Source organism: Niallia yueguangensis (genome assembly GCF_052663115.1).
On sequence record NZ_JBQTCX010000018.1, the window covers coordinates 79,422 to 88,337 of the forward strand.

General features: G+C 35.3%; 8 protein-coding genes. 6 read left to right on the top strand and 2 right to left on the bottom strand.

Going from position 1 to position 8,916, the window contains the following annotated elements:
• Positions 1–6 precede the first annotated feature (6 nt).
• Entirely contained in the window at positions 7–1,080 is a 1,074-nt protein-coding gene (locus ACTYA4_RS15985; RefSeq protein ID WP_443483122.1) for an FUSC family protein, read from the bottom strand.
• Positions 1,081–1,793: 713 nt separating this feature from the next.
• On the opposite strand from ACTYA4_RS15985, the gene ACTYA4_RS15990 reads away from it, so the two are divergent.
• Together ACTYA4_RS15990 and ACTYA4_RS15995 are read left to right on the top strand one after the other, a co-directional pair.
• Positions 1,794–2,474, top strand: coding sequence for a response regulator transcription factor (locus ACTYA4_RS15990; RefSeq protein ID WP_443483123.1), 681 nt, complete (start codon positions 1,794–1,796; stop codon positions 2,472–2,474).
• Positions 2,471–3,574 carry a sensor histidine kinase gene (locus ACTYA4_RS15995; RefSeq protein ID WP_443483124.1) on the top strand — a complete coding sequence of 368 codons (1,104 nt, stop codon included), beginning with the start codon at positions 2,471–2,473 and terminating at the stop codon, positions 3,572–3,574. The genes ACTYA4_RS15990 and ACTYA4_RS15995 overlap by 4 nt, the downstream gene beginning before the upstream one ends.
• Before the next feature lie 258 nt (positions 3,575–3,832).
• Here ACTYA4_RS15995 and ACTYA4_RS16000 read toward each other — a convergent pair whose 3' ends face one another.
• Complete coding sequence (locus tag ACTYA4_RS16000; RefSeq protein ID WP_443483125.1) at positions 3,833–5,134, bottom strand: glutamate-1-semialdehyde 2,1-aminomutase; 1,302 nt, start codon at positions 5,132–5,134, stop codon at positions 3,833–3,835.
• 421 nt (positions 5,135–5,555) lie between these two features.
• On the opposite strand from ACTYA4_RS16000, the gene ACTYA4_RS16005 reads away from it, so the two are divergent.
• The 4 genes from ACTYA4_RS16005 (at position 5,556) to ACTYA4_RS16020 (ending at position 8,669) form a co-directional block, all read left to right on the top strand.
• Positions 5,556–5,963 carry an ion channel gene (locus ACTYA4_RS16005; RefSeq protein WP_443483126.1) on the top strand — a complete coding sequence of 136 codons (408 nt, stop codon included), beginning with the start codon at positions 5,556–5,558 and terminating at the stop codon, positions 5,961–5,963.
• Positions 5,964–6,055: 92 nt separating this feature from the next.
• Positions 6,056–6,514: a thioredoxin-dependent thiol peroxidase gene (bcp, locus tag ACTYA4_RS16010; protein ID WP_443483127.1), complete on the top strand. Its 459-nt coding sequence runs from the start codon at positions 6,056–6,058 to the stop codon at positions 6,512–6,514.
• A gap of 483 nt (positions 6,515–6,997) precedes the next feature.
• Complete coding sequence (gene perR, locus ACTYA4_RS16015) at positions 6,998–7,435, top strand: peroxide-responsive transcriptional repressor PerR (protein WP_443483128.1); 438 nt, start codon at positions 6,998–7,000, stop codon at positions 7,433–7,435.
• Between the two features lie 358 nt (positions 7,436–7,793).
• Complete coding sequence (locus tag ACTYA4_RS16020; RefSeq protein WP_443483134.1) at positions 7,794–8,669, top strand: nucleotidyltransferase-like protein; 876 nt, start codon at positions 7,794–7,796, stop codon at positions 8,667–8,669.
• Positions 8,670–8,916: the final 247 nt, after the last annotated feature.

Genomic DNA, 8,916 nt, shown 5'->3' on the forward strand with positions numbered 1-8,916 from the left:
ACGGGGCTACTCTTCTAATTTCACTTCAACTTCATGTTTGTGATGAATCTGTATCGAGGTGATAAGTGTATCAAGATGATCCACGTACTCGTCGTATTCAATTAACGCAGAGATAATTTGCATAGTGTGGTATTGAATATTTTCTTCTTCCTCCAAATTTTCTGTTCTATAATGATTAAGCAACTGCATAAAGAGCTCTTTTCGATTGACAGAAATATCTCCTTCTTCAAAGGTCACATTTGGTTTTACTTTGCCGATAAATTTCAACATCACATGTTCATGATGATGAATTAAACAATCTAGCTGCTGTTGAATAATATTTTGAAATTCTTCTGGCAAAGACAGCAGTTCATTTTCAAATCGATGCAGCTTCTTTAATGTATAATAGGAGCGTTTTAATGTATTGATCATTTGCCGATAAATGACGAGCTTTCTTGCTTTTAATAAAGTGGTCTTTTTAAAATAATTTCGTTCTTCCTTGTACATTAGATAAAGTTGATCTATTTTTATGATGCGATCGGATAATCTGTCAATATCGTTTTTTAATAAATGATGTTCAGATGCATGGCGTATCGTTAATCGAATCCACTTTGTAATTTCTGCACTTATGTCTGAGATGCCATTGTACAGCTTGTTTTCATACTTTGGCGGCAAGAATACAAGGTTAACAACAAAAGCGGAACCTATTCCAACCATAATCGTGGAAAAACGAATGATGGCAAAGGATACAAAGTCATCTGTCGGCGTTTCAGTAAGGGCTATTAAAGTTACAAGCGATAAAATAATGGTTTTTTCCAATTTAAGTTTTAAATTAATCGTAATAACAATGATAGCTGCTAATCCGATAATAAAAACATTGTTTCCGAAGCTTAAAACAAAGATGACGGCAATAATTGCTCCAATAATATTCCCTTGTATTTGTTCAATGATCGATAAATAAGATCGATAAATAGTCGGCTGTATCGCAAATATTGCAGCAATTCCTGCAAATACAGGGGAAGGAGCCTGTAATAATTGTGCCAATAATAAGGCTAAGACAATGGCGATTCCTGTCTTAAGAACGCGCGCCCCTAAAGTCATATATATATAATTCCTTTCTATTCTCAATTTCAATATTATTTGTACTTTCGTTTATCTTTACTTTAAACGAAAATAGAAAATCTAAACAACCAATAATGTACTATACAGTGATTAGTTGTTAACTTCAATAGACAATTTTAAAAAATTTATCTAAATTTCCATTTCTTTTCTGGATGATTTTTAATGCTTTTTTATAAGGTTCCTATTTCTCCTTTATCATCTATTTTCATTGTGTTCTAAAGAATTTTCGACTACGGTTGAGGCGCTCTCTAGGACTAGAATTTTGTTAGTAACTTATCGCCTTTTATAAGAAGTTCATATTCAGTTCATAAAGAAGTTTTATGATGAGTTCAAACAGTTGCAGAAAGGGAGATGGAATAAATTATTAGAGTTAAGCAAAAAGCAATAGCTGCGATAGCAGGCAGACGGCTTTTGCTTGTTCTAAAAGGCTGTTTTCGTAAAGTTTATTGCTTTTAAACTCTCAGCCTGAATACACTTCGCTTTCCGCGGACGAGTGCCGAGCCTCCTCGTCGCTATGCTCCTGTGGGGTCTCGCCTTTCTCGCTTTTTCCGCAGGAGTCTACGTGTATTCCGTCTGCTAGTTCTTCATCTCTAATTTTTTATGTAAAAAAGCAACAAATTTTGAGAAAACGGCCTTCTAAAAAGACCTTTGTATATAATGGTAAGTATTCGTAATGAAAGGGTGTCTTGTATATGGCAAAAATCTTAATTGTCGATGATGACCCGTATATTCGAGAATTGATAAAAATGCTTCTCTTAAAAGAAGGGTTTTCGATATTAGTAGCTTCAGATGGTCTATCCGCCTTAGAGCTTTTAAAGTCGGAAAAAGTAGATCTTATTGTAATGGATATTATGATGCCTAATATGGATGGCTGGGAGCTTTGCCGTGAAATAAGAGCTTATTATTCTCCAGCACTTCCTATATTAATGTTAACTGCCAAAGGGGAAACGGCGCAAAAAGTAAAAGGATTTCAGCTTGGAACGGATGATTATTTGGTTAAACCCTTTGAACCTGCTGAACTTATTGCACGAGTAAAAGCGCTGCTCAAACGTTATCAAATATTAGCATCTAATAAAGTAAACATCGGTAATTTTATGCTGGATCGTTCTACTTTTCAAGTTTTTGATGACAGGGAGGAAATTACCCTGCCTCTTAAGCTGTTTGAACTGCTATTTAAATTTATCGCCCATCCGGGAAAAACTTTTACGAGAGAGCAGTTGATTGAAGATATATGGGGGTATGATTATAACGGAGATGAAAGAACGGTGGATGTGCATATTAAGAGACTGCGTGAACGGTTTCCAGAAGAAGATTATCCGTTTAAAATCACCACAATCCGTGGACTCGGTTATCGATTAGAGGGGAAAGTATGAGAATAAAAGAAATAGGGAAAAAAATCCTTGGTATTGCCATTGTGATAACTGTATTATTTTTATGCTGGTCAGCTGCCTTTCATATGACATCTTGGTTTTTTGGAAGAGTGACGATAACGTTATCGCTCTATACTAAACAAATAATCAATTCTTTTTTAGGTTTTTTCCTTTTTGGCTGCATTATGGTCATCATGTCTTTCGTTGCACATAAGAAAGGGGGCAGAGAAAAATTCTTTATTCCCCTCATAAAAGCGATGGACAAAATGGCGCAGGGGAAATTTAATATTGATCTATCTTCTTATAAGGATTTAGCTCAATCGAAAAATCATGTCCTTTATCAAGTGGTAAAAAGCATTGAAAATACTGCTGAAAAACTAGGGGAAATGGAACAGCTGCGCCAAGAATTCATCTCAAATGTTTCCCATGAAATCCAATCTCCTTTAACATCTATTAGAGGTTTTGCGAATGCTTTGCAAAACAATGAAATTTCCGCTGAAGACAGATTTCATTATTTGCAAATTATTGAAACCGAAAGTGTAAGGCTATCAAAGTTGAGTGATAATTTATTAAAGCTTACCTCTTTAGAATCGGAAAATCCTCCTTTTGAACCGAAAGCATATCGACTGGATCAGCAATTGCGAAGAGTAGTCTTATCTTGTGAACCACTATGGACAGAGAAAAACTTGGAAATGGATATTTCATTGAAACAAATGACGATACAAGCAGATGAAGAGTTAATGGATCAAGTTTGGGTGAATATTATCCATAACAGTATCAAATTCACTCCAATGGCTGGGGAAATCACAATTTTATTAAATGAAAAGGATGGAAAAATAGCCGTAACCATCAAAGATACTGGCATAGGAATTCCTGAAGATGTTCAAATGCATATCTTTGAACGATTCTATAAAGTAGATCCGTCCAGAAATCGTGGAAATGGGGGCAGTGGATTAGGACTTTCCATTGTACAAAAAATTATTGACCTCCATCATGGAGAAATTAAGCTTGTTAGTCAACCTCAAAAAGGTACAGAAATGACCATTATTTTGCCTGAAAAATTGATGTCGGCAAATAAAGATAGGAATTTGCAAGGCAACTAGAGGGCTACAGAAAAAGGACTTCTATCCATTGGCTAAGCCGAAAGACAGAAGTCCTTTTTTGTATTGTTTTTATTTAAAAGATAAGAAAGTGTAAAATTTCGAACCTAGTATAGTGTCTAGCTCCGACGTACAGGATGTACAAGTGCCGGCGTTGCCACAGGCTCGCAGGATGCGAGTCAATCGACGTTGCCACAGGACGTGGCGTACTTAGTCGATTTTCCTCTGTGCGCATTTAGCCGGCCGGCGCCTGCGCTTTTCTTAGTTTTGCTCTTCTGCTAACTCAGCGAATGCTTGATCCACTGCATGGATGGTTGCCTCAATATCTTCTTCTGTATGTGCAATGGTGATAAACCAAGCTTCATATTTAGAAGGAGCCAACATAACCCCTTGTTTTACTAATTTCTTGAAAAATCTTCCGAACATTTCGCCATCTGTATTTTCTGCTTGTTCGTAATTTAAAACTTTCTCTTTCGTGAAGTATACTGTCAGTGCTCCTTTTAATCGGTTTAGTGTGATAGGAAAATTATGTTTGCTTGCAGCTTCCAAAATTCCTTTTTCTAATAAAGCGCCTAATTTATCAAGATGATCATAAACGCCATCTTGTTTTAACACTTCTAAACAGGCAATTCCACATAATATAGAAGCAGGGTTTCCAGCATGAGTCCCAGCTTGATAAGCAGGGCCGATTGGCGCCACTTTATCCATAATTTCTTTTTTGCCACCATATGCTCCAATTGGCAGGCCGCCGCCAATAATTTTTCCGAGAGCAGTTAAGTCAGGTTTTACTCCTAGAAGATCTTGAGCGCCGCCATATGTAAAACGAAATGCGGTTATCACTTCATCATAAATAACAAGTGCCCCTGCTTTATGAGTGAGTTCATTGACACTTTGCAAAAAACCTTCAACAGGCTCTACAATACCAAAGTTTCCAACGATAGGTTCTACTAACACAGCTGCAACCTGATCTCCCCATTTTTCCAAAGCATCTTTATATGCTTCTATATTATTAAATGGAACCGTAATAACATCCTCTGCGATCACTGCTGGAACTCCAGCGGAATCTGGCGTCCCTAGTGTAGAAGGTCCAGAACCTGCTGCCACTAATACAGGATCGGAGTGACCGTGGTAGCAGCCGGCAAATTTGATAACTTTATTTCTGCCTGTATATGCTCGGGCAACACGAATGGTTGTCATAACTGCTTCCGTTCCTGAATTCATAAAGCGTATTTTCTCTAAAGAAGGAATCGCTTCTTGAAGCATTTTTGCAAATTTTACTTCATGAGGTGTTGATGTTCCAAGCAATAGACCAGTTTCAGCAGCTCTTGTAATTGCTTTTGTAATGTGTGGATGAGCATGTCCAGTAATTACTGGTCCGAATGCTGCTAAATAATCGATATACTGATTTCCATCCACATCAAAGAAATACGCTCCTTGACCTCTTTCCATTATAACCGGTGCACCACCGCCAACTGCTTTATAAGAGCGAGAAGGACTGTTAACCCCTCCGACAATAATATTTTCTGCTTCTTCATGCAATCTTTCTGAATTAGTATGCTGCATCATATTCCTCCTAAAACGTATATATTCAAAAGACATCTTTAATAATTTTAGCACTTTTTAGTAGAAGGTAAACGAAATTTCTCTTTCTCTTTGGCTGTTTTCATATAGAATGTTACTTTTAAACTCGCAGCCTGAATACACTTCGCTTTCCGTGGGCGAGCGTCGAGCCTCCTCGTCGCATACGCTCCTGTGGGGTCTCGTCTTTCTCGCATACCCACAGGAGTCTACGTGTATTCAGTCTGCTGAGTACTACTTCTCCCATTTTTTTACGTGAAAAACAACAAACTTTGAGAAAACAGCCTCTCTTTTATTTGTCTCTTTTTGTTCAAAATTTGCATATCTGTTTAAAGAGAAAATACATTCATAATTGCAGAAGACAAGCATACATATTAATACATTCATGAATAGAGGGGGGAGAGACGTGTTTTTTTATTTTTTGTTAGCTTTGATTATATTTTTTATTATGATGAGCTTGCGTACGTTATTTGTCCCTTATCGTTTAAAAGAAAAATGGGTTTCCTTTGAGAATTTTATGTATCTTTTTTTTGTATATATAACCATCATGATTGGCTTTGGATTGATTTATACGTTATTCCAATTAAATGGAATGCAAGTATATAGTGATAGAAGCACAGTTGCTTCTTCGCTTACTTTTTTTCATACATTACAAACAGGCGTTTATTTTAGCGGAGTTACCCTTTTCTCTGTTGGATTCGGTGATTTAATGCCTGTTGGTTTAGGGAGATTAATTGTCGTGATAGAGGCGTTAATCGGCTATACGATTCCAGCTGCTTTTGTAGCAAGAGCTGTGTTGGATATGGAAAATTAATGTTGCATAGAAATCATCATTGTTGAAAATCTCTTTTTGATTCGTTAGTCTTGTAGTAACGAGGAAACGAAAAAGAAAGGATTGAATCAGAAATGACAATAATAATAGGAGAAAAAGCTCCAGATTTTGAGCTGAACGCAAATACAGGAGAAAGTGTTAAGTTATCCGATTTTACAGGGAAGCATGTGGTTCTTTATTTTTATCCGAAAGATATGACGCCAGGATGTACAACAGAGGCTTGTGATTTCCGCGATACTCATGGAGAATTTGAAAATTTAGATGTAGTAATTATCGGAATCAGTCCAGATCCTGTAGAAAAGCATAAAAAGTTTATTGAAAAGCATGGCTTGCCTTTTTTACTTTTAGCAGACGAGGAACATAAAGTGGCAGAGCTTTACGATGTATGGAAATTAAAGAAGAACTTTGGCAAAGAATATATGGGAATTGAAAGATCAACTTTCCTAATTGATAAAGATGGAATATTAGTAAAAGAGTGGCGCAAAGTAAGAGTAGCTGGTCATGTGGAAGAGGTTTTAAAGACGATAAATTAAATTTTAAGTGTTTCAAAAAGGTAACAAATTAGAAGCAAGCCAACGAAGAGATTAGAAGCTTTAGTTTGGTGACTTCTTTAAAGGGCGGCCCAATTTAATGGGAAAAAGGCTTTTGTCCATTCCGATAAACAAGTTGTGAATACATTATATTAGGGCATACCTCCTCATATGTAACATGTTGCAGATCAATACTTAGTATTGATCTGATTTTTTATTTGGGGAAAAGGGGTAAGCGGCTATTTTGAATGTAATGATAATAATAGGCTGCTTATTTTTGTAAAAATAAAGAGTATTAATTCATGAAAAAAATATCATATTATTATGAAAATGGAATAGGATAAACATAACAACAGCACTTTGTGTCAAAAAAGTGACTAAAACGTGATAAAATTGCAATTATATTGACAAAAGTAATATAATGTTAGTACACTATTTATAAAGATTATAAAATAAGAATATTTTTTAGAAATGGGGTGCATGTCTGTGGAACATAATGAGTTAAAAGAGGCTCTTGATAAATTAAAAGAAACAGGAGTGCGCATTACCCCGCAGCGTCATGCGATACTTGAATATTTAATAAGCTCAATGTCACATCCGACTGCCGATGAGATTTATAAAGCATTGGAAGGTAAATTTCCAAATATGAGTGTGGCAACTGTTTATAATAATTTAAGGGTTTTTCGTGAAGTGAATTTAGTGAAAGAATTGACTTATGGTGATTCTTCCAGTCGATTCGATTTTATTACTTCACATCATTACCACATTATCTGTCAAGAATGTGAAAAGATAGTGGATTTCCATTATCCAGGACTTGATGAAATTGAACAGTTTGCCAGCCATGTATCAGGATTTAAGATTAGTCATCATCGTTTGGAGATTTATGGCGTATGTCCTGATTGTGCTAAAAAAGAAGCGCACTAATTGTTGAAAGAGACTACCCGATTAGTTATTTTCCGACACAGCGGATAAATAACTGATGGTACAGGGGAGCCTCTTTTTTTGTGTCTACTAATTGATTATTTGTTTTTGCTTTTTAGATAGTTTGAAATAAGCAAGGAACGAGTAGAGACTTGAAAAATATCTAATAATAGGTAGAACGTTATAATGTTTATTTACGTTGTTTGTATACACAATTTAATTAGTTGGAAGAAGGCATTTTATTTACGCTTAATAACATTTTTATATTCTTTATAGAAAGTTAATAATCGATATGAAGGATTTTGCTCCATTTTGTCGAATTAGTTACGATATGAATAATTACGAAGAGGGAGGAATAATGATGGAAGATATCCTTCGTCCTATATATCAAGAAAGAGCGAGCCAAGCTAATACCTTGGGAGTTTTAATGATAGAAAAAAAGCAAAAAGAAATGACAGTCACCGACACTTTTGACAGTGTTTTGCTTATTATAGTACAACAAGCAAAGCAGCCTGTTTTTGTTAAACATTATACTTATTCGGGAAAAAAAGCAGCTTTACATATTGTGACAGAAAGTCAATTAAAACAATGGATACTGCTGGGAAGCAATAAAAAAATATTCGAATGGATATATAATGGCCGCGTTTTATTTGATCGCAATGAATATGTCGACAAATTAAAAATGGAATTAAAAGAGTTTCCGATTGCTCAGAGAAAGTTGAAGATGGGCGTGGAATTTGCAAAATTGATAAGAAGGTATATGGATGGAAAAGCATTTTTTGAAAATAAACATTATTTAGATGCATATAATGATATTGTTCATTCCTTGCATCATTTAGCGAGACTTGCTGTGATAGAAAATGGTTTTCATCCGGAAGTTACCGTGTGGAGTCAAGTAAAGCAAATAGAACCGGAAATTTATAAACTTTATGTTGAATTAGTTAATAGTGAAGAGACAATTGAAAAAAGGCTGGAACTTTTATTTTTGGCAAGCGAGTTTTTAATCCATTCTAGAACACAGAAAAGCATTCAGCATATAACAGATGTTTTGCTGCAGAAAGAGTACTGGTCGTTTAATGATTTAATTGAAAACGAAGAGCTGTCCATTTACTCAGTAGATTTAGGGATGTTATTTGAATATCTTATTGATAAAAATAAGGTAGAGATAGTGAATGTAGAAACGAAAAGCCCAGGTGTTTTTCATCGTTATTATAAAGTTCCAGAAAAAAATAAATAAAATTTATAAAAAAGTATTGACCGTTATTAAAAAACTTGTTATATTTATATCCGTCGCCAAAACAACACGAAATGTTGAAACAACGACGGAAATTTTTTTTAGAAAAACATGTTGACAATGATGTTAACAGATGTTAATCTAATAGAGTCGCTTCTGAAGCGAACGGATAAATTGCTCTTTGAAAACTGAACAAACAAAACGTCAACAATAAGCGTTTATAACCCTCGTTATAAACGAAACAAGCAAC

What these genes read in the sequence shown, in the direction of transcription:
- ACTYA4_RS15985 (WP_443483122.1), bottom strand. Translation starts at nt 1,080, where the DNA reads ATGACTTTAGGGGCGCGCGTTCTTAAGACAGGAATCGCCATTGTCTTA.
- ACTYA4_RS15990 (WP_443483123.1), top strand. Translation starts at nt 1,794, where the DNA reads ATGGCAAAAATCTTAATTGTCGATGATGACCCGTATATTCGAGAATTG.
- ACTYA4_RS15995 (WP_443483124.1), top strand. Translation starts at nt 2,471, where the DNA reads ATGAGAATAAAAGAAATAGGGAAAAAAATCCTTGGTATTGCCATTGTG.
- ACTYA4_RS16000 (WP_443483125.1), bottom strand. Translation starts at nt 5,134, where the DNA reads ATGCAGCATACTAATTCAGAAAGATTGCATGAAGAAGCAGAAAATATT.
- bcp (WP_443483127.1), top strand. Translation starts at nt 6,056, where the DNA reads ATGACAATAATAATAGGAGAAAAAGCTCCAGATTTTGAGCTGAACGCA.
- ACTYA4_RS16020 (WP_443483134.1), top strand. Translation starts at nt 7,794, where the DNA reads ATGGAAGATATCCTTCGTCCTATATATCAAGAAAGAGCGAGCCAAGCT.